The organism is Kitasatospora papulosa, assembly GCF_000717245.1.
Classification (GTDB): domain Bacteria; phylum Actinomycetota; class Actinomycetes; order Streptomycetales; family Streptomycetaceae; genus Streptomyces; species Streptomyces papulosus.
In genome coordinates, this window is record NZ_JNYQ01000008.1 from 203,427 (window position 1) to 222,845 (window position 19,419).

A 19,419-nucleotide genomic window follows, 5' to 3' on the forward strand; every position below is an offset into this window, starting at 1 on the left:
GGGGAGGGCACGCCGCCCCACCGGAGGTGAACGATGAGGCACGTGTCCCGTCGTGGCGACATCGGGGCGGCCCTGGCGCTGCTCCTGCTGGACGCCGCGCTGCTGACGGTCCTGCTCCTCGGCGTGGTCGTCTCCGGCGGCCTGACGGGCAGTCCGGACCGTGCCGCGGTCAGCGGTGAGGCATCCGATGCCGCACTCGTGTGCCTGGTCGCCCTGCTGGTCTCCGCCGGCACCGCGGCCGCGGTGCGGGCCTGGACGACGGTGGCGGTGCAGGTCGTGGTGCTGGGCGGCGCCGCGGCCGTCGCCTGGACGGGCTTCGGCCCCTGACACACGGCAGCTCCCCGGCCGTCCGCCCCTGACACACGACCGCGCTCCCCGGCGCATGCGCCGGGGAGCGCGGTCGTGGTCGGACGGGATCAGCGCCGGGCCAGCCCCGGCACGGCGGAGAGCATGTCGGCGTCCTGACGGAGGATCGCCCGCTCCAGCGTGGTCAGCCGTGGGCCCGGGTAGATGCCGAGCTCGTCCGTCAGCGTGCTGCGGGCTCTTCGGAAGACGGCGAGGGCGTCGGCCTGTCTCCCGGAGAGATAGAGCGCCTGCATCAAATGGGCGTACAGCTCTTCCCTGAGAGGATGAAGAACTATGAGATCGGTGAGTTCAACGATGGCCTCCTCGTATTGACCCAGAGTTATTTCCAGGCCAATTCGTTGCTGCAGTGCGGCGACCCGCTCCTCTTCCAGCCGGGCGGCCCGTGTCTGCAGCGCACTGCTCGATATCGTGGCCAGGGCAGGGCCTCGCCAGAGGGCGAGGGCATCTCTGAGGAGGTCCAGCGCCTCCTCCTTGAGATCCGCACGAACCAGCTTCTTCGCGGTCGCGACATTGCGCCGGAAGATATCGCTGTCGATCTCGCAGTAGGCGGGGTCGAGCTGGTATCCGGAAGCCGTCGACAGGACGGTCTCCTGCGGCGCGCCGACCGAGGCCAGCGCGCGGCGGATCATCCACACACTCGTCTGCAGCTGTCCAGGGGCGGTGCGCGGTGGGTGCTCGCCCCAGAGCTGGGAGATGAGTTCGGGAGTGTTGACGGTCCTCCCCGACACAAGTGCGAGGGCGGTGAGAACCCTGAGTTGCCGCTGCCCGGCGAGGGGGACGGGAACGTTCTGGGAAATCATGGAGATCGGACCCAATATACGAATCTGCACGCCGACCACAGGGGGTCTCCCGTTCTGCCTGTCCACGACTCTTCTTGGTGCCATGAACTGCTCGATGTGTGCAAGGCAATACCTTGTGCTGCGCCGGTCGGTGAAGCGAATACGGTGATCACGACCCGGCCACTACGCGCGTAGCGATGTTCCGGACTGTCAAGTCGGGACAGTAATGAGCCAACTCCACCGCGTCAACGAGGCCTTGACCAGGGCGGCTGAAAACCATCGCGCTGGAGGCCTCGAAAGTGTGCGCGAGGGAAATCCACGGATAACGCGCGCGGCGCACGGCGGCCGAGAATGCATGATCACGTATCGCACGGAGTAGTCACCGCAAGTCTCGACGTACGGTGTACGGCCGGTCACGACCCCTGGGGGCGTAGGGCTCTTGCGGAGTGTGTGCGTCCACGGTGAAGCACATGAGGATCATGTATGGAGAGTGTGATTACCCAGCGCATCGATCCGGACCAAGATCCATACTTTCAGTGGACTAGTCCAGTGATGGCGAAAACCCGTGCCCCGGGGGGCCGGAGGGCGCCGTCGGACCCACCGAAACGCGACGCCCGGCGGCTCCGACCGGCGGACAGGCCGGTCGGAGCCGGGCCGGGCGGGCAGGAGGATCGGTTCAGACGGCCGCATCCGTGACGTCGAGCAGCTCCAGGTGCCGGGGGGCCAGCACGCGCGTGCCACCCGCCCAGCCCTGGCGTTCGACGGCCTTCGTCAGGGCGGTCACCGCGTCGGAGGACGACGTTCCGGAGATTCCGGAGCTGCCCAGCGGGGTCACCATGTCGTCGTGGTGACAGGGCAGGAGCAGGGACGGTGACCCCAGAGCGGTGAGCAGCCGGTCCGGGTAACCGTGGACGGCGGAGTACCCGCTCATCCCGACCACCGCCACATCGGGCCGCGCGCCCGCCAGTTCGCGCTCCGCCACGTTGCTGGTCCCGGTCAGCAGGACCGACGGGCCCCCTTCCACGGACACCTGGAAGGCCAGCGTCTGCCCCTCAACCAGATCACCGAGGGTCCGGGGCCGCGCCGGGACGGCGTCCCGCGTCCCGGGGGCGAAGGAGGTGTAGTCCTGCTGCCTGCTGTGCAGACTGCGGAACACCTCCACGCTGTATCCGTCGAACTGGAGGTGGTCCCCCCCGTTCACGGCCACCACGTCGGCCATGCGGTGCGCGGGCGTCCCCATGGCCTCGAGCAGATGCCGCGACGTCGTGTCGCAGAGGGTCCGCACGCGTCGCCCGCTCCAGCCCGGGCGCGACAACAGGTGCGGCACATCGGCGAGGTGGTCGAAGTGCCCGTGGCTGACGAGGATCAGCTCGGGCACCCCGGCCAGTTCCTTCTCCGCCACGTGGTCCACCGCGTCGGTGTCCAGGCGCAGCGGGAGCGCCGGGTCGAGGCCGCCGTCCGCGTCGGCGTACGGCATGCGGCTCAGGTAGGGGTCGAAGAGCACGCTGCGGCCCGCGAAGGAAAGCTCCCAGCCCGCGACGCCCAGCCAGCGCAGACCGAGTTCGGCACTCTTCGCGACCGCGCGGGGGCGGGCGGCCGGCAGCGGGGCGGCCCCGCCGACCAGCAGACCCGCCGCCCCCGCACCCAGAACGCCCTGGAGAACCGACCTTCGCGACTGACTCATGCGCCACCTCGTTCACGTTGTGCTGATCAACCGTCACCCTACGGAGCAGTCACGGCGAGGCGGCGCATTTGAGTCAGCGGCGGGCCGAGGCGGAGCGGATCAGGTCGTGTACTCGGAGTTCAGGCGTACGTAACCTTCCGTCAGGTCGCATCCGTAGACGGTGAACTCCCCGTCCCCGATGCCCAGGCCGATGCCGATCACGACCTCGCTGCCGCTCATGTGCTCGGCGACGGCCTTGCGCAGTTCGGCGTCCCCGGGGCCGTCGGCGCGCTGCGGGTAGACGGTGGTCCCGCCGAACTGGACGCTGACGTTCTCCTGGAGGATGTCGGTGTCGTCGGTGCACTTGCCGATCGCCATCGTCACCCGGCCCCAGTTGGGGTCGCTGCCGTGCACCGCGGTCTTGACCAGCGGCGAGTTGACCACGGTCTTGCCGACACGCTTCGCCTGCGCCACGTCCCGGGCCCCGGTGACCCGCACCTCGATCAGCTTGCTGGCGCCCTCGCCGTCGGAGGCGATGTTCTTCACCAGGGCGAGCGCGACCTCGTGCAGCGCCTCCTCGAACTCCGCCGGATCCACCTCGCCGGCCAGGCCGTTGGCGAACAGGACCGCCGTGTCGCTGGTCGAGGTGTCGGTGTCGATGGACACGGCGTTGAAGGTGCGGTCCATGACGCCGCGGAAGATCCGGTCCTGCGTGTCCTGGGGCAGCAGGGCGTCGGTGGCGAAGAAGGTCAGCAGCGTGGCCATGTCGGGCTCCAGCATCCCGACCCCCTTGGCGATGCCCACGAGCGTCGCCTCGCCGCAGCGCACCCTGACCTCCTTGGGGCGGGTGTCGGTCGTCATGATGGCCCGCGCCGCGCGGTCGAACCCACCGTCCGGGAAGGGCCACGAGAGCGTCTTGATGTGCTCACGGATCTGCTCCATCGGGTACTGCAGGCCGATCACCCCGGTGGAGGCGATCAGCAGCTCGTCCTCCGGGAGCCCAGCGGCGGCGGCCACCGTGTCCCGGATCTCCCGGGCGTTGCTCTCCCCCTCCACACCGGTGGCGACATTGGCGTTCCGCGCGAGGACGACGACTCCGCGCGCCTGCCCGTCGGCTACCGCCGCCCGGCTGAGCACCACGCTCGGCCCGGAGAAGCGGGACTTGGTGAACACCGCGCTGACCTGCGTGGGCACGGTCGAGGCCAGCACCGTGAAGTCGTCCCGCCCGTCGTCCGAGAGTCCTGCGGGAGCGGTGTGCACCACGAACCCCGCGGGGTCACGGTCCGTCGTACCGGTCATGATCGCCTTCTTTCCTCGTCGCTTTATTATACGGGATTCCGTATTCCTATTCATCACTACGGGCGGCCCGCGCGCAAGCCCCGAATCGGCCGCACGCACCGTCGAGGCGCACTACAGCGCGGGTCGGATAGGCGCTGGAGAGGCGGTGGAGAGAGCACACCGGCACGGTGACGGCAATCCGCTTCCCGTCGACATCCTGGAGACGACGCCGTATGTCCCGTGTTTCGACCAAGCCCAGTGGCAACCCCACGGCCGCACACGCACTGCTCAAGCGTCTCCACGAGCACGGTGTGGAGACCGTGTTCGGTGTAGTGGGCCGCGAAGCCGCCTCCATCCTCTTCGACGAGGCGCCGGGGATCGACTTCGTGCTGACCCGGCACGAGTTCACCGCCGGTGTCGCCGCCGACGTGCTGGCCCGCATCACCGGCCGGCCGCAGGCCTGCTGGGCGACGCTCGGCCCCGGCATGACGAACCTCGCCACCGGCGTGGCCACCTCGATCCTGGACCGCTCGCCGGTCATCGCGCTGGCCGCGCAGTCCGAGTCGCACGACATCTTCCCCAACGACACGCACCAGTGCCTGGACTCCGTGTCCGTCATGCGTCCCATGACGAAGTACGCCGTCGAGCTGCAGCGCCCCGACGAGATCACCGACCTGGTGGACTCCGCCGTCGCCGCCGCGATGACCGAGCCGGTCGGTCCCAGCTTCATCTCCGTCCCCGTCGACCTGCTCGGCGCCGACATCGACGCCTCGGTCACCCACCCCGCCGCGCACACGCCGGCCAAGCCGGTCGGAGCCGTCCACGCCGACTGGAAGACCGCGGCCGACGAGGCCGCCGCGCTGGTCGCGGGTGCCGAGCACCCGGTGTTCGTGGTCGGCGCGGCCGCCATCCGCTCCGGTGCCGTCGACGCGATCCGCTCCCTGGCCGAGCGCCTGGACGTCCCCGTCATCACCACGTACATCGCCAAGGGCGTCCTGCCGCACGGCCACCCGCTCAACTACGGTGCGGTCACCGGTTACATGGACGGCATCCTGTCCTTCCCCGCCCTCGAGACCCTCTTCGGTCCCGCCGACGTCATCGTGACCCTCGGGTACGACTACGCCGAGGACCTCCGCCCGTCGATGTGGGACCGCGGCGGCGAGAAGAAGACCGTCCGCATCTCCCCGACGGTGAACCCGATCCCCCGGGTGTACCGCCCGGACGTGGACGTCGTCACCGACGTGCTGGCGTTCGTGGAGCACCTGGACTCCGCCACCGCCGAGGTCGCGAAGAAGACCCCGCACGACATCGCTCCGCTCCGCGAGCGGGTCGCCGAGTTCCTGGCCGACCCCACCGAGTACGACGACGGCATGCGGGTGCACCAGGTGATGGACTCCATGAACACCGTGATGGAGGAGACCGCCGAGGCCGGCGAGGGCACGATCGTCTCCGACATCGGGTTCTTCCGCCACTACGGCGTGCTCTTCGCCCGCGCCGACCAGCCCTTCGGCTTCCTGACCTCGGCCGGCTGCTCCAGCTTCGGCTACGGCATCCCCGCGGCCATCGGCGCGCAGATGGCCCGCCCCGGCCAGCCCACCTTCCTCATCGCGGGCGACGGCGGCTTCCACTCCAACAGCGCCGACCTGGAGACCATCGCGCGGCTCAACCTGCCGATCGTGACGGTCGTCGTCAACAACGACACCAACGGGCTGATCGAGCTCTACCAGAACCTCGGCCACCAGCGCTCCCACGACCCGGCCGTCAAGTTCACCGGTGTGGACTTCACCGAACTCGCCCGTGCCAACGGCGTCGAGGCCGTGAAGGCGGGCACGCGTGAGGACCTGCTGGCCGCTCTGCGCAAGGGAGCGGGTCTCGGCCGGCCGTTCCTGATCGAGGTCCCGGTGAACTACGACTTCACCTCCGGCGGCTTCGGTGCCCTGAGCATCTGATCATGGCACACACACTCCCCGCGGCCACGGGGTTCCTGGTCTCCGCCCGAAAGGGCGGGGGCCAGGCCCCTGGGCCCGTGTTCGCCACCCGGGGCGCCCACGAATCCGTGGCCGAGGCCCTCCGCAACCAGACCTTCGACGCCGTGCTCGTCCACTCGGGTTCGCCCGGGGACGCCGTGGCCCGCGCCGGTGACACGGCGCTCGTCCTGGCCGGCGAGCTCTACAACAGGGAGGAGCTGCTCACCCTCCTCCCGTCCGGCGGCGACGTCCGCACGGACGCGCAGCTCGTGCTCGCTCTCCTGGGCATCTACGACCTGCACGCGTTCCGGCTGCTCAACGGCCGGTTCGCGGCGGCCGCCGCCCTCGGTGACCGGCTGCTCCTGGCCACCGACCACGCGGGGTCCGTCCCGCTCTACACCCTTCCGGCGCCGGGGCGCGTCCTCGCCGCCACCGAGATCAAGGCCCTCGTCCCGGCGACGGCGGGGACGCCGCCCGCCGGGCGGCCCGTCGCCGACGCGCGCCGGGTGCGCCGCGTACCGGGGGTCCACCAGGTGCCCGCCGGCACGGTCCTGGACCTGGACGTCCGTACGGGCACCGCCGTGCCCCACCGGACCTGGGCGCCCGCTCTGTCACGGCGTGTGCGGTCCGAGGCCGACGCCACCGACGCGGTGCGCAGGACTCTGGAGCGGGCGGTCGAGGCGCGCACGGGTGGCACCACGCCACTGGTGGTGCTCTCCGGGGGAATCGATTCTTCAGGAGTCGCCGCGCTCGCCGCCGCCCACACGGACGGCCCCCTGGACACCCTGTCCATGGGGACCGACGCCGCGAACGAGTTCGCCGAGGCCCGCGTGGTCGCGACCCACCTCGGCTCCGCGCACCGGGAGATCACCGTCCCGACCGCGGACCTGCTCGGTCAGCTGCCCTACGCGATCTGGGCGTCCGAGTCCGTCGACCCGGACATCATCGAGTACCTGCTGCCGCTCACCGCTCTTTACCGGGCGCTCGACGGTCCGGCCCGCCGGATCCTCACCGGCTACGGGGCCGACATCCCGCTCGCCGGGATGCACCGCGAGGACCGGCTGCCCCAGCTGGACACCGCCGTGGCGTTCGACATGGCCACGTTCGACGGGCTCAACGAGATGACTCCGGTGCTCTCCGGCATCCAGGGCCACTGGTCGACGCACCCGTACTGGGACCGCGACGTACTGGACCTGCTGGTGCCCCTGGAGGCCGGGCTCAAACGCCGCTACGGCCGCGACAAGTGGGTCCTGCGCGAGGCGATGAGCGCCCTGCTCCCGCAGGAGACCGTCACCAGGCCGAAGCTCGGCGTGCACGAGGGCTCCGGAACGACGTCCTCCTTCAGCCTGCTGCTGATGGACGCCGGGGTGCCGGACGCCGACGTCCACAGGGCCAAGTCCCTGGTGGTGCGGGAGATCTTCGACCGGGTGGTCGTCGAAGGACTGCCGCCCGCCGAGGTGCGCACCGCCGACGCGGTCCACCAGGTGGCCGCACGCCTGAAGGAGACCGAGTGAACCGCACCGGCCGCACGCGGCCCGACCGACAGGAGGGATGAGCGTGGAACGTGTCGACACCACGATCTCGCCCCGTTACGCGCAGATCCCCACCTTCATGCGTCTGCCGCACGACCCGAATCCCAGCGGACGCGACGTCGTGGTCATCGGTGCCCCCTACGACGGCGGCACGAGCTACCGGCCGGGTGCCCGTTTCGGCCCCCGTGCCATCCGCAACGAGTCCGGACTGATCCACGGGGTCGGCATCGACCGGGGGCCCGGCACCTTCGAACTCATCGACTGCGTGGACGGCGGGGACATCGACCTCACCCCGTTCAACATGCACATCGCCATGGAGACGGCCCACCGCCATCTGCGCGACCTCCTCCAGGACAACGCCGCCTTCCTGATGCTCGGCGGCGACCACTCGCTCACCCTGGCCGCCCTGCGTGCCGTGGCCGAGCAGCACGGGCCCGTCGCCGTGGTCCACCTGGACGCGCACTCCGACACCAACCCCGCTTTCTACGGCGGCGAGTTCCACCACGGGACTCCCTTCCGGCACGGGATCGACGAAGGCCTCATCGACCCCGCCCGCACGGTGCAGATCGGAATCAGGGGCCACAACCCCCGGCCCGACTCGCTGGACTACGCGCGGGGCAAGGGGGTGCGTGTCGTCACGACGGACGAGTTCGTGGAGACCGGTGTCGCCGGGACCCACGCACTCATCCAGGAGCTCATCGGCGACCGCCCCGTCTACGTGTCGGTCGACGTCGACGTCGCCGACCCGGCCTTCGCCCCGGGCACCGGCACGCCGGCGCCCGGCGGGCTCTCCTCCCGCGAGGTGCTGGCCCTGCTGCGCTGCGTGGGTGAGCTGCGTCCGGTCGGTTTCGACGTCATGGAGGTCTCGCCCCTCTACGACCACGCCGGGATCACCTCCGTCCTGGCGACCGAGATAGGCGCGGAGCTGCTCTACCAGTACGCCCGCGCTCACATCAAAGGAAGGAACGACGCGTGACCGTCATCGACTGCTCCTCACTCCGCGACGAACTCCTGGAACTCGCCTCGCGCCTGCCGGCGGTGCCGCGTGCGGACCTCCCGGCCTTCCTGGAGGCCGCGAAGGAGGCGTCCGCCGACCTGCCCGCCTCGCTCGCCGAGGCACTCGACTCCTTCAACGTCTCCGGCAACGAGGACGGCTACCTCCTGCTGCGCGGGCTGCCCGTGGAGGAGGAGGGCCGGCTGCCGCGGACCCCCGAGTCCACCCCCGCCCCGGCGGAGCGCCCCCTGCTGACCATGGAGGCCATGCTCGGCATCGTGGGCCGGCGGCTCGGCCTGCACACCGGCTACCAGGAGCTGCGCAGCGGCACCGTCTACCACGACGTGTACCCGTCGCCGGGCGCGCACCACCTGTCGTCGGAGACCTCCGAGACACTGCTGGAGTTCCACACGGAGATGGCGTACCACCGGCTCCAGCCGAACTACGTGATGCTGGCCTGCTCCCGGGCCGACCACGAGCGCAGAGCGGCGACCCTGGTCGGCTCGGTCCGCAAGGCGCTCCCCCTGGTCCCGGAGGGCTTCCGGACCCATCTGTTCGACCGCAAGGTGCCCTGCTGCGTCGACGTCGCCTTCCGGGGAGGCGTCGAGGACCCGGGCGCGATAGCCGAGGTGAAGCCGCTGTACGGCGATGCCTCGGACCCGCTGCTCGGGTACGACCGGGAGCTGCTGGCCCCCGAGGACCCCAGGGACGTCGAGGCCGTGGAGTCGCTGTCCAAGGCGCTGGACGAGGTCACGGAGGCCGTGCACCTGATCCCGGGTGACGTGCTGATCGTCGACAACTTCCGTACGACGCACGCCCGTACTCCCTTCACACCGCGCTGGGACGGGGCGGACCGGTGGCTGCACCGGGTCTACATCCGGACCGACCGCTTCGGGCAGCTCTCCGGCGGGGAGCGCGCGGGCGACGTGGTCGCCTTCACTCCGCGCCGCTGACCGGCTCCCGACGGCCCGGCGGGCCGGTGGCGCTCCCCGAACGTGCGGGGCGTCACCGGCCCGCCCCGTCGTGCTGCGCGCTCTCGGCTCACTCTCCCGCCACTCTCCGTGGGGGCCCGGCGCCCGGGGGCAGCGGTTAGCGTGTCGCACAGGTGGCCGGAGGCCGTCCGGTCGCGGCAAAGGTATCCGCAGTGGACAAGGAGACAACGCCAAGTGTCGGACCCCACCCTGCAGCAGATGGCACGTCATGACCGCGGTGGCCGACGAGGCCGGAGCAGAGGGCCGGTACTGGGTGTGGCGGTGGCCGTCGTCCTGGCGGCCGGAGCGGGGTGGTGGGGCTACCGGGCGTGGTCCGAGGACGGGGCGGAGAAGGACCCCGAGGTGGTCGCGGCGACCGCGAGCCTCCAGGCGTTCCTGGATGCCTGGGCGGCGGGCGAGGCCGCTGAGGCGGGGGCGCTGTCCGACTCGCCGAAGACCGCGGAGTCGTTGCTGTCCTCGGTGATGACCAATCTGAAGCCGACCGCGACGAAGCTGTCGGCGGGCGACGGCGAGAAGAACGACAAGGGTGAGGTGACCGTCCCCTACACCGCGCGGTTCACCGTGCCCGCCGTCGGTGTGTTCGGCTACGAGTCACAGGCCACCCTGGTCCGGAAGGCCGAGCAGTGGATCGTCGAGTTCAGCTCCCCGATGGTCCATCCGCGGCTGGAGCACGGCAAGACGCTCGCGCTGAAGGCGGTGGCGAAACGTGCCCCCGTGCTCGACGCGAACGGCGACGACCTGCAGGCCGCCTCGTTGCGCGGCTCGGTCGACGAGCAGGGCAAGGGCGCCTTCGGCCTCGAGGCCCGTTACGACAAGCAGCTGCGGGGCGGCGGGGGTACGGCCACCAGTGAGGTGGTGATCGCCGACCGGCAGTCCGGCGAGGCGGAGGCCTCCCTCACCAAGAGCAGCGCCGAGCCGGGCAAACCGGTGAAGACCACCATCGATCCGAAGGTGCAGGGTGCCGCCGCCGCCGCGATGGAAGGGCTGAAGGTGAACGCCGCCCTGATCGCCCTCGAGCCGTCGACGGGGAACATCCTGGCCGTCTCCAGCCGTCCGGCCGGTGGCCTCAACCGGGCGCTGGCCGGGCGGTACCCGCCCGGGTCGACGTTCAAGGTGGTCACGGCGGCGGCGATGCTGAAGGCGGGCATGAAGCCGTCGGACGTGGTGAAGTGTCCGAAGTTCGCGCACGTCGACGGGCAGCGGTTCGAGAACCAGAACCAGTTCACGCTGCCGGCGGGGTCGACGTTCAAGGACTCCTTCGCGAAGTCCTGCAACACCATGTTCGTGGAGAACCGCGCCAAGGCGGGCGGCTCCGCCCTGCACGACGCGGCGGAGGCCTTCGGGATCGGCGGCGTGTGGGACGTCGGGGACACGACGTACGACGGGTCGGTCCCCGTGAGCACCTCCGACAACGACCTCGCGGCGTCCACCATCGGCCAGGCCCGGGTGCAGGCGTCGCCCCTGGTGATGGCGTCGATCGCGGCGACGGTGAAGGAGGGCACCTTCAAGCAGCCGGTTCTGGTGCCCGACGCGGTCAAGAAGAAGCACGAGGCGACCGCACGGCTCGACCCGTCGGTGACGGGCGCGCTGCGCGACATGATGCGGGCGACGGTGACGTACGGGGCGGGCAGTGCCCTGACCGGCCTCCCCGGGGAACCGCACGCCAAGACCGGGACGGCCGAGTTCGGGCAGGAGAAGCCGCCGCGCACCCACGCCTGGATGATCGGCTACCAGGGTGCCGATGACCTGGCCTGGTGCGTGATGCTGGAGGACGGCGGATCCGGCGGCGCCGACGCGGGGCCGGTGGCGGCCAGGTTCCTGAAGAACCTCACCTGACCCCCTCGCCTGCCCTCCCCCCTCCACGCCCCTCCGTACCTGACAGCCGGCCCGCGCCCCTCAGGCGCGGGCCGGTGATCCTTCCCGGTCGCAGCCTCCCCGGATCGGTCATAAGCTGCCCAGACCGACACGGTGTGACCAGGGACTCCGCCCTCGCAGGCAGCCGAGCCGTGTACCCCGAGGCCACCGGACCGACCGGGAGAAACCGCACCGATGATCCGCCCGCGGGTGGGCAGGAGAGCGGGAGCACCGCACGCCGCACACACGCGACGGCGGACACGGCACACCCCCGAGGGAAGGAGCAGCCCGATGCCGGACGAAGGACGCGGAGACGACGTCTACCAGCCCGACGGATCGGACACCGACAACCCGCCGACCGACGACCTCGACCCCGAGAACGTCATCGGCGAACCCGACCTCGACGAGATGCTCGACACCGGGTACTCCCCGCCCGAGAAGCCCCTCGGCGTCACCAAGTACGGGACCACGGGCGAGGAGCAGCGGGAGGGCGAGTCGCTGGACCGCCGCCTGGCCCAGGAGGTACCCGAGGACGACCCGCTCCTGACCGACAAACCCCACGAGGGCCCGGAGGACAACGGCCCCGAGGAGGACGACGCCGGCACCGAGCGCGCCGGACGCCTCACCACCACCGACGAGGAACCCGGCATCGACCGCAACAACAGGACCCTGGGCCGCGACGTCGGCATCGACGGAGGCGCGGCCAGCGCCGAGGAGGCTGCGCTCCACATCCAGGAGGACGACGAGATCTGACCCCGTCAGAAGCCTGTCGACGGCGATCAAAGACACAGGACGAGCACGGGCCACGCACCGGTGGGCCGTTCCGAGGAAAGGTGAAAAGCCGATGAGCGGCGACGAGATCGAGCAGCGGAAGGTGCTGGCCGTGGTCACCAACTACGGCGTGGAGCAGGACGAGCTCCTGGTACCACTCGAACACCTGCGCGGCGCGGGAGCGCGGGTCGACGTGGCGGCGGTGTCGATGGACGACATCCTGACGCTGGTCGGTGACAAGGACCCCGGCAAGACCGTGCGCCCGGACCTCACACTGGACGACGCGGACCCCGCGGACTACGACCTGCTGCTCATCCCGGGCGGCACCCTGAACGCCGACACCCTCAGGCTGCAGAACGCGACGAACGGGATCATCCGCTCCTTCACGGACTCCGGCCGCCCCGTCGCCGCCATCTGCCACGGCCCCTGGGCACTGGTCGAGGCGGGGGTCGTCCCGGACAAGCGGCTGACCTCCTACCCCTCGCTGCGGACCGACATCCGCAACGCGGGAGGCGAGTGGACCGACGAACCGGTGGTGACGGACGGCTCCGGCGGCTGGACGCTGATCACCTCACGCAATCCGGGCGACCTGGAGCCGTTCGTCCGCGAGATCCGGACGGCGCTCGGCGCGCGTCCCTGACGTGGTCCCGGACGGCGGCGCCGGCTCCGCGCACCGCGCGGTTCCACACCACCGCTGCCACGCCGGCCGGGCGGAGTCCACGCACTCCGCCCGGCCGTGCGCCACCACGTGCGGGTGCCGAGGTCAGAGCAGGATCACGATCTTCCCCCGCACGTGTCCGCGTTCGGAGTGGGCGTGGGCCTGCGCGATCTCTTCCAGCGGGTACGTCCGGTCGATGCGCGGCACGTAGCGCCCCTGCTCCCCGAGGGCGGCCGCTTCGGCCAGGAGCGCGGAATCGTTGACCGCGTTGGCGACCCGGACCCCCAGGCGCTCTGCGTTCACGTGGTCGGCGACCGTCACCACGCGGTCCGGGCCTCCGGCGATCTCGACGAGATCGGGCAGGGAGCCGGAAGCGGCGGCATCGAGAACGAGGTCGACCCCGTTCGGGGCCAGGCTGGTGAGACGTTCCGCCAGGCCCGCACCGTAGCTGACGGGAACGGCGCCCAGGGACGCGAGATACGCGTGGTTGCGCTCACTGGCCGTCCCGATCACGGTGGCCCCCAGAGCGCGGGCGATCTCGACCGCCGCACCGCCGACCCCTCCGGCAGCCCCCTCGACCAGGAGGGTGCGCCCCTCCAGCCGGCCGAGCGCCCTGAGTCCGCCCAGGGCCGTCACGGACGCCAGGCCCGCCCCGGCCGCCTCCTCGTCACTCCAGGCCGCGGGGGCGGGCGCCCAGGCCGAGAGCACCGCGAGCTCGGCCGTCGCGCCCGTCACTCCGCCCAGACCGAAGACGCGGTCCCCGATGTCCACCGAGGTGACGCCCTCGCCGGTCATGTCCACCAGACCCACGGCGTCGCGTCCCGGGATCGCGGGCAGATCGACCGGGAGGAAGTCGCGGACCGATCCGTCACGCACCTTCCAGTCGACGGGATTGACGCCGGCCGCCGCGACGCGGACACGGATCTCTCCGGGCCCGGGCAGCGGGTCCGGGGCCTGCTCGACGACGAGGGTGTCCGTACCGCCGTACTCGTGGTAGCGGGCTGCGCGCATGATGACCTGCCAATTCTGTCCGAGTGGCTTGGTATGCCCTGACGTCCACTACGCTAAAACCTGACGTCGACGTGAGGTGCAAATCGAGGCCTCCGCCAGGGGAAGGGAGGACGCGTGCGGATCGGTGAGGTGGCACGCCGGGCCGGGGTGAGCGTGCGGGCTCTGCGCTACTACGAGGAGCAGGACCTGCTGCGGGCCGAACGCAGCTCCGGCGGGCAGCGCCGGTATCCGGACTCCGCCGTCGACCGGGTGCAGCTGATCCAGCAGCTCTACGCCGCCGGGCTGCCCAGCAGATCGGTGCGGGAGGTGCTGCGCAGCGTGTACGCCGGCACGGTGGAGCCGGGGCTCCTGGACCGGCTGGAGAGCGAACGCGCACGTATCACCACGCGGATCACCGAACTCCTCGCCGCGCGTGACCGGCTCGACGGAGTGATCGCGACCACGCGCAACCCTCCGCCCGCGTGCGCCCGTGGGCGGGCGCGGGGAGGCCCGGCTCCCAGCGCCGCACACGGGTGACCGGTGTCGCCGCCCTGCCCGGGTACGCGTGGCCCCGACTCGGCTCCTGGATTTCGCCGACCACCGTGCCCTGCGGGACGGGCAGGCGTTGTACCGGCCATGAACACATGGCGCATCCTCACCGCGGCCGCGGCCGGATCGGTCCTGCTGACCGCCGCCCCCGCCGCCGCCCAGGCAGACAGTTTCGCTCCGGCGCTGACCGGCACCGCCCTCACCGCCGCCACCACCGGGGAACGCACCGGCACGGCGGTCCATGAAGTGGCCCAGGAGACCGGTTTGGGGCAAACGGCTTCGACGGCCACGGGTCTCGTGGAGACAGGGGCGGAGACGTTGCTGGCACGCGACCAGTCCGTCACGGACTGACCGGACCGCCCCCGCGGACGTCCGGCCGCCGGCCGAGCCGGGGGTGACTCCTGGACAGAGGTGGCGCGGAGACGGCTGCCCCCGTGGCCCCGAGGTGCCGAACTCCGTTCCGCCGACGGCCCGTCACCGGCTCGCCGCACGGTCATGACACCGACGGGTGGCGCCCGGTAGGTGGTGTCTGCTGGGTGGCGCCCGGTGGGTGGCGCTGTCACCACGCCGGCCGCCGGCCCCCACCGTCCCCGGCAACTGCGAAGGGCCGGTATCGGATGTCTCCGATACCGGCCCTTGTGCTACGACTCCGACGAGTCGGGACGACAGGATTTGAACCTGCGACCCCTTGACCCCCAGTCAAGTGCGCTACCAAGCTGCGCCACGTCCCGATGCGTTTCCTCCCGGGTCCACCGGGCGGCCTCGCAGGACAAACATTACCTCACTCCGCGGACCGGATCGACGCGCATGCCTGCTGGGCGCGGGTGGCCAGTCCTTCCGCGCCGCAGGCGGTGGCCAGTTTCCGGGCACGGGCGATCTCCCGAGGGGAGCGCTTGGCGACGCCGTACTCGAAGCGCGCGAGTGCGTGCTCGTAGGCGGAGGAGGAGATCTCGAGGTGACGCACCGACTCGGACAGCAGGTGGACGGCTTCCTCCTCGGGCGCGAACAGGGCCAGGCAGCGCAGGGCCTCACCGATCGCCGTGTCGGTGCCGAAGCGTTCCGCGTGGACGCGTGCCCGGGTGGCCAGCTGGGCGCCCCTGACCGGGTCGGTGTCGGCAAGGGCGCGGGCGAGGTCCCCGGCCCAGGGCGCCCAGACACCGTTGAACCGGCCTCGGGGCTCCAGCGCCGCTCCGGCCGACTCCAGCTCGGCCACCGCCTCCTCCGTACGGCCCTCGGCCAGCAGCAGGCGCCCCCGTACGCACGGGGCGTCCGGCAGGACCATCGCGCTGGGGTAGGGCGGGCCGAAGTCGTACCGGTCGGCGACCTGCCGGGCCTCCGCGGTCCGGCCGCGGGCGAGCAGTGTGTCGACGAGGAGACAGGTGGCGTCCCAGTGGACGGGCAGACCGCTGCCCGCCCTGTCCGCGAGGCGCAGGCCCTCGCGCAGGAAGCCCTCCGCTTCGGCGAGACGGCCTCGCCTGCGGTGCACGAGCCCCAGGAGGGTGTGCGCGAACGCGAGGTGCGCTCCGCTCCAGCCGGAGATCTCGAAGGCGCGCACGGCTTCGCCGAAGAGTGCCTCGGCCCGGTCGAGTTGGTCGGTGAAGGCGTAGGTGATGCCCACCATCGCGGGGAGCTCGAAGCCCCATTCGGAGTCGGTCCAGCCCAGTCCGCGGGCGGGCCGCCCGTCGTCGAGCGCGCGTTCGCAGAAGTCGACGACCTGCTGGGCGTTCTCACCTCGCAGCATGGCGTCGAACGCGCGCAGGGTGAGCAGGGCGCGCTCGGCGTTGTCACGGCCCTTGAGGTGGTCCGCGTTGCGGGCGAGGCGGGCCGACCGCGACGGGCCGTCGTCCTCGGTGGCCTGCATTCCCTCCCAGAGGAAGTGCGCGGCCTGGAGCCGCATCAGGCCGGGGCCGGGTGCCGTCCGGGACGCCTCGGCGGCAAGGGAGAGCGCCGCGTCCTTGAGCTGGTTGTTGTGGGACAGGGCCGAGGCGAGCCGGAAGGTGGCGTCGATGCGGAGTGCCCCGTCGAGCCCCGGGGTGTCGAGGGCGGCACGCAGGTGCTGCACCGTGGTCGCGGGCGAGGAGAGCAGGGTGGCGCAGCCCAGTTCGTACAGCAGGGCGGCCCGGTCGCGCGGGCGCGGTGGTTCGTCCAGCGCGCGTTCGAGACAGCGCCTGGCGGCTTCCGGGGCGCCGACCGCGAGGTGCTGCCGTGCGGCGTCCCGGAGCTGCGCGACCAGTTCCTGGTCGTCGTCGGGGTGGACCTCGAGCAGATGGCGGGAGGCCGCGGCGGCTCCGAGTCCGGCCTGGGTGATCGCCCAGGCGGCCCGTCCGTGCATGGCGGTGCGGGTCGCCGGCGGGATCGAGCGGTAGACGGCGCTGGCGATGAGCGGGTGGACGAACTCCAGCGGGTCGAAACCGCTGACGATACGGGCGTCCCGCAGCCGCGCCGTGCAGTCGGCGGCCTCGGCCGAACTCATCCCGGCCAGCGTCGCCGCCAGTTCCTGGGAGATCTCCGTGCCGAGGACGGCCGCCGCCCAGGCGAAGCGGTTGGCGTTGGTGCCGAGGCGTTCGAGTCGGGCGACGAGCCCGCTGCCCCGGGCCGAGGCGCCGAGCTCGCGCAGGAGACCGGCGGATTCCTCGACCGGTGCCAGTTCGCGGTCCTGCGCCTTGGCGACGAGTTCGACCGCCTCGTACGGATTGCCTCCGGTGACGGCCCAGACCTCGCGGCAGAAGGGGTCGTCCGCGTGGTCGCCCAGGCCGGCCCGCACCAGCTCGGCCGTGGCCTCGGGGGTGAGCGCCCGGAGTGCCACCCGGATCAGCGCGGGGTGGCCCGCGACGCCCGCGCTCCCCGCGCCTCGGGCGATGGCCCAGTCGGCGTCGCGGTCGGCGAACTCCTGGGGCCGGTGCGCCTGGACGACCAGCACGGGGAGTTCGGACAGCCGGGCGGTGAAGCCGGCGAGCCAGGCGAGGGATTCACCGTCGGCCCAGTGCGCGTCGTCCACTATGAGGAGCAGCGGCCGATGGCTGAGGCGGGAGGCGAGCCGGGACACGAGATAGTCGAGGCCGTCCCGGACACCCTGGGGATCGAGCTGCGGCCCGACGGGGTCGGCCAGGCCGAGGGCGGGTGCGGCGATCTCGAACCAGTCGCCGAAGAGGGCCCGGGTCTCGTCGGCGGGGAACCGGTCCAGCGCGGGCTGGAGCAGTTGGCGTACGACGTGGAAGGGCACCGAGGTGACCGTCTCGCCGCCACGCGCGGACCATACGGTGCAGCGGTCGGCGGCCATGGCCCGGATCTCTCCGAGCAGCGCGGTCTTCCCGATGCCGGCCTCGCCGCTGAAGACGAGCAGCCCGCCTGACGCCTGTCCCCCGCACAGGGCGTCCAACGCCTTTGCGGCGGCGTCGAGTTCGTGGTCGCGCTCGCACAACGGCCGGGACGGCTTCATGCCTCCCCTTCCCAGGGTGGTTGCGGAGGGGACCGAGCCTATCCGCGCGCGGGTGCCCAGGGACAGGGTTCCTGTGGTTCTTCGCAGGTACGGGGCACAATCGGCGGGTGGAAGAATCTCGCAGGGACCGTGACGAGGAAGGCAGGGCGCGCAACGCGCGCCCCCGGGACGGGCTCGGGCGCCCCCTGCCGTACGGCAGCCGGGGGGTGGAGCGGCAGCCCGAGGGGGTGGTCCGCTCCCCCGCCGAGACCGTGCGGGAGGCGCAGCGGCTGCTGGACGCGGGGATGCCGTTCCACGCGCACGAGGTGTTCGAGGACGCCTGGAAGTCGGGTCCGGACGCGGAGCGCGAACTGTGGCGGGGACTCGCGCAGATGGCGGTCGGCCTGACCCATGCCGCACGGGGCAACGCGGCGGGCGGGGCGCGTCTGCTGCGGCGGGGCGCGGCCGCCGTGAAGGCGTTCCGCGCCTCGGACCCCCACGGGATCGGCGTGGAGGGGCTGATCGCCTGGGCAGGGGATCTCGCGGGCCGGGTGGACCCCTCCGGTCCCGGCTCCGGCACCGGGGAAGGGGTCTCGCCCGGTGTCGACCCGGTCGCGGAGGCTCCTCGGTTGCGACGGGAGGACCGGACCCGGGAGTGAGCGGATGAGTGCGATAGGTTTTGCTCCTTCTTGACGGGGCGTTGATCGCATCCGTCACGTTTCATGTTCCATTCCTCGCCACCTGCTCAGGAGACAGACGCCCCGATGACCGACATCATCAACGGCCTCGGCCGTGCCACCGCATACGGGGCCCTCGGCGTCGTACTGCTCGTTCTCGGCATATTTCTGATCGACGCGCTGACACCGGGCAAGCTCGGCCGTCAGATATGGGAGGAGCGCAACCGCAACGCCGCGCTGCTCCTGAGTTCGGCGCTGCTCGGCATCGGCGGCATCGTGTTCACGTCGATCTGGACGACGTACGAGGACTTCGGCAAGGGGCTCGCCTCCACGGCCGCGTTCGGGCTGCTCGGTCTGGTCATGATGGCCGTGGCCTTCCTCGTCGTGGACCTCGTGACGCCCGGACGGCTGGGCGCCACTCTGGTGGAGTGCGAACCCCACCCGGCGGTCTGGGTGACGGCGTCCTGCAACCTGGCGGTGTCGGCGATCGTCTCGGCGTCGATCGCCTGATCCCCGCGTCATCCGCAGGTCCGGCGAACACGGCGACGCGCAGCCGTTACGATCCGGCGTCATGAGCACTTCGGACCAGGATCAGGACCAGCGGCAGGAACAAGAGCAGGACCAGGAGCCGGACGGCAGCCCGGCGGGGATACCCGGGGCCGCCGCGGAGGAACGGAGACTCACTCCGCGTCAGGCGCGGCGGCTGCGGGTCGTCCTGTCCTCGGTGGGCATGGCGGCGATGGCCGTCGTGCTCGCCCTGCGGATAGCGAGCCGTTCCTCGGTCCTGGTCGTCGGGGTCTACGGGCTCGCGCTCATCCTCTGCGGCGTGGTGATCGAGCTCAGCCGGAACGGCCGCACCCGGCTCGGCAGCTGGCTGCTGGGAGTCGGACTGGTGGCGGCCGTCGGCGCGGACTGGCTGCTCATCCCCTGA

At 71.5% G+C, this 19,419-nt stretch carries 18 protein-coding genes and 1 tRNA gene; 13 read left to right on the plus strand and 6 right to left on the minus strand.

Annotated elements, in window-relative coordinates; genetic code table 11:
• Positions 1-33: 33 nt before the first annotated feature.
• Positions 34-327, plus strand: a complete 294-nt coding sequence (locus tag IA22_RS0122185; protein ID WP_014152691.1) for a hypothetical protein — start codon at positions 34-36, stop codon at positions 325-327.
• An 89-nt stretch (positions 328-416) separates the two neighbouring features.
• Here the strand turns inward: IA22_RS0122185 and IA22_RS0122190 are convergent, their stop codons facing one another.
• The 3 genes from IA22_RS0122190 to argJ all read right to left on the minus strand — a co-directional run bounded on the left by IA22_RS0122190 (position 417) and on the right by argJ (position 4,107).
• Positions 417-1,166: an AfsR/SARP family transcriptional regulator gene (locus IA22_RS0122190; RefSeq protein ID WP_063828351.1), complete on the minus strand. Its 750-nt coding sequence runs from the start codon at positions 1,164-1,166 to the stop codon at positions 417-419.
• A 655-nt stretch (positions 1,167-1,821) separates the two neighbouring features.
• Positions 1,822-2,829, minus strand: coding sequence for an MBL fold metallo-hydrolase (locus IA22_RS0122195; RefSeq protein ID WP_030124616.1), 1,008 nt, complete (start codon positions 2,827-2,829; stop codon positions 1,822-1,824).
• Between the two features lie 99 nt (positions 2,830-2,928).
• The gene (gene argJ / locus IA22_RS0122200; protein ID WP_015579741.1) at positions 2,929-4,107 is read right to left on the minus strand and encodes a bifunctional glutamate N-acetyltransferase/amino-acid acetyltransferase ArgJ; all 1,179 of its coding nucleotides are present in this window, start codon (positions 4,105-4,107) and stop codon (positions 2,929-2,931) included.
• A 212-nt stretch (positions 4,108-4,319) separates the two neighbouring features.
• On the opposite strand from argJ, the gene IA22_RS0122205 reads away from it, so the two are divergent.
• The 7 genes from IA22_RS0122205 to IA22_RS0122240 all read left to right on the plus strand — a co-directional run bounded on the left by IA22_RS0122205 (position 4,320) and on the right by IA22_RS0122240 (position 12,836).
• On the plus strand, positions 4,320-6,035 hold the full coding sequence (locus IA22_RS0122205; protein WP_014152695.1) for a thiamine pyrophosphate-binding protein: 1,716 nt from the start codon (positions 4,320-4,322) through the stop codon (positions 6,033-6,035).
• A complete protein-coding gene (locus IA22_RS0122210; protein ID WP_038272797.1) occupies positions 6,035-7,567 on the plus strand; it encodes an asparagine synthase-related protein in 1,533 nt (510 codons plus the stop codon). The genes IA22_RS0122205 and IA22_RS0122210 overlap by 1 nt, the downstream gene beginning before the upstream one ends.
• A 43-nt stretch (positions 7,568-7,610) precedes the next feature.
• Positions 7,611-8,561, plus strand: coding sequence for an agmatinase (gene speB, locus IA22_RS0122215; RefSeq protein WP_014152697.1), 951 nt, complete (start codon positions 7,611-7,613; stop codon positions 8,559-8,561).
• Positions 8,558-9,532, plus strand: coding sequence for a clavaminate synthase Cs1 (cs1, locus tag IA22_RS0122220; RefSeq protein ID WP_014152698.1), 975 nt, complete (start codon positions 8,558-8,560; stop codon positions 9,530-9,532). The genes speB and cs1 overlap by 4 nt, the downstream gene beginning before the upstream one ends.
• A 213-nt stretch (positions 9,533-9,745) precedes the next feature.
• Positions 9,746-11,407, plus strand: a complete 1,662-nt coding sequence (locus IA22_RS0122225; RefSeq protein WP_014152699.1) for a penicillin-binding transpeptidase domain-containing protein — start codon at positions 9,746-9,748, stop codon at positions 11,405-11,407.
• Positions 11,408-11,716: 309 nt separating this feature from the next.
• On the plus strand, positions 11,717-12,178 hold the full coding sequence (locus IA22_RS0122230; RefSeq protein WP_030124618.1) for a DUF5709 domain-containing protein: 462 nt from the start codon (positions 11,717-11,719) through the stop codon (positions 12,176-12,178).
• A gap of 91 nt (positions 12,179-12,269) precedes the next feature.
• On the plus strand, positions 12,270-12,836 hold the full coding sequence (locus tag IA22_RS0122240) for a DJ-1/PfpI/YhbO family deglycase/protease (protein ID WP_014152701.1): 567 nt from the start codon (positions 12,270-12,272) through the stop codon (positions 12,834-12,836).
• A 123-nt stretch (positions 12,837-12,959) separates the two neighbouring features.
• Here the strand turns inward: IA22_RS0122240 and IA22_RS0122245 are convergent, their stop codons facing one another.
• Entirely contained in the window at positions 12,960-13,865 is a 906-nt protein-coding gene (locus IA22_RS0122245; protein ID WP_030124619.1) for an NADP-dependent oxidoreductase, read from the minus strand.
• Between the two features lie 114 nt (positions 13,866-13,979).
• Between IA22_RS0122245 and IA22_RS0122250 the strand changes: the two genes are divergently transcribed.
• Positions 13,980-14,381, plus strand: coding sequence for a MerR family transcriptional regulator (locus tag IA22_RS0122250; RefSeq protein ID WP_015579736.1), 402 nt, complete (start codon positions 13,980-13,982; stop codon positions 14,379-14,381).
• Between the two features lie 99 nt (positions 14,382-14,480).
• Positions 14,481-14,744 carry a hypothetical protein gene (locus IA22_RS0122255; RefSeq protein ID WP_014152704.1) on the plus strand — a complete coding sequence of 88 codons (264 nt, stop codon included), beginning with the start codon at positions 14,481-14,483 and terminating at the stop codon, positions 14,742-14,744.
• Between the two features lie 306 nt (positions 14,745-15,050).
• Here the strand turns inward: IA22_RS0122255 and IA22_RS0122260 are convergent.
• Together IA22_RS0122260 and IA22_RS0122265 are read right to left on the minus strand one after the other, a co-directional pair.
• A tRNA-Pro gene (locus IA22_RS0122260) sits at positions 15,051-15,124 on the minus strand.
• A 50-nt stretch (positions 15,125-15,174) separates the two neighbouring features.
• Positions 15,175-17,832 carry an ATP-binding protein gene (locus IA22_RS0122265; RefSeq protein WP_030124620.1) on the minus strand — a complete coding sequence of 886 codons (2,658 nt, stop codon included), beginning with the start codon at positions 17,830-17,832 and terminating at the stop codon, positions 15,175-15,177.
• A gap of 107 nt (positions 17,833-17,939) precedes the next feature.
• Between IA22_RS0122265 and IA22_RS0122270 the strand changes: the two genes are divergently transcribed.
• The 3 genes from IA22_RS0122270 to IA22_RS0122280 all read left to right on the plus strand — a co-directional run bounded on the left by IA22_RS0122270 (position 17,940) and on the right by IA22_RS0122280 (position 19,419).
• Entirely contained in the window at positions 17,940-18,470 is a 531-nt protein-coding gene (locus IA22_RS0122270; RefSeq protein ID WP_014152716.1) for a DUF309 domain-containing protein, read from the plus strand.
• Between the two features lie 105 nt (positions 18,471-18,575).
• Positions 18,576-18,998 carry a DUF350 domain-containing protein gene (locus IA22_RS0122275; RefSeq protein WP_030124621.1) on the plus strand — a complete coding sequence of 141 codons (423 nt, stop codon included), beginning with the start codon at positions 18,576-18,578 and terminating at the stop codon, positions 18,996-18,998.
• A gap of 61 nt (positions 18,999-19,059) precedes the next feature.
• Positions 19,060-19,419 carry a hypothetical protein gene (locus IA22_RS0122280; RefSeq protein WP_014152718.1) on the plus strand — a complete coding sequence of 120 codons (360 nt, stop codon included), beginning with the start codon at positions 19,060-19,062 and terminating at the stop codon, positions 19,417-19,419.

Excerpts from the sequence above, each read along its gene's own strand:
- IA22_RS0122205 (WP_014152695.1), top strand. The coding sequence starts at position 4,320 with ATGTCCCGTGTTTCGACCAAGCCCAGTGGCAACCCCACGGCCGCACAC.
- IA22_RS0122275 (WP_030124621.1), top strand. The coding sequence starts at position 18,576 with ATGACCGACATCATCAACGGCCTCGGCCGTGCCACCGCATACGGGGCC.
- IA22_RS0122245 (WP_030124619.1), bottom strand. The coding sequence starts at position 13,865 with ATGCGCGCAGCCCGCTACCACGAGTACGGCGGTACGGACACCCTCGTC.
- IA22_RS0122195 (WP_030124616.1), bottom strand. The coding sequence starts at position 2,829 with ATGAGTCAGTCGCGAAGGTCGGTTCTCCAGGGCGTTCTGGGTGCGGGG.
- IA22_RS0122240 (WP_014152701.1), top strand. The coding sequence starts at position 12,270 with ATGAGCGGCGACGAGATCGAGCAGCGGAAGGTGCTGGCCGTGGTCACC.
- IA22_RS0122230 (WP_030124618.1), top strand. The coding sequence starts at position 11,717 with ATGCCGGACGAAGGACGCGGAGACGACGTCTACCAGCCCGACGGATCG.
- IA22_RS0122265 (WP_030124620.1), bottom strand. The coding sequence starts at position 17,832 with ATGAAGCCGTCCCGGCCGTTGTGCGAGCGCGACCACGAACTCGACGCC.
- IA22_RS0122280 (WP_014152718.1), top strand. The coding sequence starts at position 19,060 with ATGAGCACTTCGGACCAGGATCAGGACCAGCGGCAGGAACAAGAGCAG.
- IA22_RS0122185 (WP_014152691.1), top strand. The coding sequence starts at position 34 with ATGAGGCACGTGTCCCGTCGTGGCGACATCGGGGCGGCCCTGGCGCTG.
- IA22_RS0122255 (WP_014152704.1), top strand. The coding sequence starts at position 14,481 with ATGAACACATGGCGCATCCTCACCGCGGCCGCGGCCGGATCGGTCCTG.
- IA22_RS0122190 (WP_063828351.1), bottom strand. The coding sequence starts at position 1,166 with ATGATTTCCCAGAACGTTCCCGTCCCCCTCGCCGGGCAGCGGCAACTC.
- argJ (WP_015579741.1), bottom strand. The coding sequence starts at position 4,107 with ATGACCGGTACGACGGACCGTGACCCCGCGGGGTTCGTGGTGCACACC.